Annotated in this window: 1 protein-coding gene; it reads left to right on the top strand. The window is 42.9% G+C overall.

The window, feature by feature from the left end:
- Positions 1-310: 310 nt before the first annotated feature.
- Complete coding sequence (gene thrS, locus NE536_RS22675; RefSeq protein WP_261274104.1) at positions 311-1,552, top strand: threonine--tRNA ligase; 1,242 nt, start codon at positions 311-313, stop codon at positions 1,550-1,552.
- Positions 1,553-1,848: the final 296 nt, after the last annotated feature.

Raw genomic sequence — 1,848 nt, forward strand, 5'->3', positions numbered from 1 at the left:
TGAAACAGCGGTATCCACTAGATTAATTCAAATCTGCCTAATTAGAGCTAATCATTTAAAACTCATGTGCTATGCCTCCGTGTTTTAGTAGGCAAGTAATTAGAAGCTATGGCGATATTGCGGCATTTATAAACAAAATGCTTGCTGCGATAGGGATGATTTGTTATTACTGACGCATGAACAAAATATATGTAAGCGCAATTAACACCACCACTACCACCACGAGAATTCTCGGGGGGTAGTTTTTTGCGTCTTTAAAAAAACCCTCTGAGCGAAATCGCCAGAGGGTTTTTTTATACCTTGGTTTTGTATTTCGCTCAGGTTTTACTCAGATTTTACTCAGGAGAGAATGATGAAAACACATCGCGAAATTGCAGAACAACTTGACCTATTTCACTCTGAACCACAGGCGCCGGGTATGATTTTTTGGCACCCGAATGGCTGGGCGTTATTCCGAGATATTCAAGAGCACATGAGGCGCGTGTATCGCCGAAATGGTTTTGAGGAAGTGAACACGCCTGTTTTTATGAAGAAGGAGTTATGGCAAACATCTGGGCATATGGACATGTTTGTAGACAACATGTTTTTCGGTGGCGGAAAGGAAAACATCGATGAATATGTTTTAAAACCTATGTCTTGTCCTGCCCATATTTTGCTGTTTAAGCGCGGGGTACATAGCCATAGAGATTTGCCACTGCGACTATTTGAGTTTGGCTTGGTGCACCGTAATGAATCTTCAGGCTCGTTAAATGGTTGCCTGCGCGCACGCCAGTTCACTCAGGATGATGCCCATGTTTTTTGCTGTTGGTCTCAGGCAGAGGAGGAGATACGTGGTTTTCTCCAGCGTGCAAAGCAGGTTTATGGTGATTACGGCTACCATAATTTAGACGTAAAAATATCGACTAAACCTGAGAAGGCATTAGGCAGCGATGAGCAATGGTGCCGAGCACAAAAGCTATTGGATTCAGCCTGCCAGATTGAGGGCTTTGATGCCGAGTATCAAGCTGGCGAAGGGGCTTTTTATGGTCCCAAAATTGAATTGTCACTGACAGATTCTATGGGAAGACGCTGGCAGTGTGGCACTATCCAGTTTGATTTCAATTTGCCTGAAAGATTCGATGTTCAGTACACCAATGAGCAAGGTGAATTCGAACGGCCAGTGATTATGCACCAAGCTATGTATGGCTCTATCGAGCGTTGGCTGGGGATTCTCTTGGAAGTCTCACAGGGTAACCTGCCGGATTGGTTGCATCCCGTGCCTGTTGCTATCGCTTCAGTGAATGAGTCAAACAGCCAATTTGTCCGTCAGTTAGCCGCACTATGTTTAGCACGAGACATGCGAGTGTTGGTTGATATCAGTCAACACTCAGTTGCCCGCAAAATGAAACGCTTTCACAAGCAAAAAGTGCCTTACATCTTAACGGTTGGGGATAAAGAAGAGGCCGAGAAGCGTGTGTCAGTTAAGTGCCGCAAAGACGGTGTTATGACACACATCCCTCTTTCTGAATTAGGTGACTATCTAGCCGACACACTAAAACGTAAGGAAGACTGAGTTTATTACCGAAGGCTAGCGATGGTTAACATCGTTAGCCTTTTACTCATTTTATTACTTTATCTAATAGTGGGTTTAGCTCTACTTATAAAGCTTTTAGTTCATCAAAGGTGACCAAATTTTTATATGACACAAAGTATTTACTCTTATTGGTACAAAGCATTGTGATGGCCCCATTCTGTAAGAGTTACGGGTGAATAAGTAAGTGAGCTTGTTGAATGTACTAGATTACAGGCTGACACATTTGTTAATTTGTCGCATTAATTTATTCTGGCTCAGACAATGAATGTTATAGA

The organism is Shewanella septentrionalis, assembly GCF_025370265.1.
Lineage (GTDB): Bacteria > Pseudomonadota > Gammaproteobacteria > Enterobacterales > Shewanellaceae > Shewanella > Shewanella hafniensis.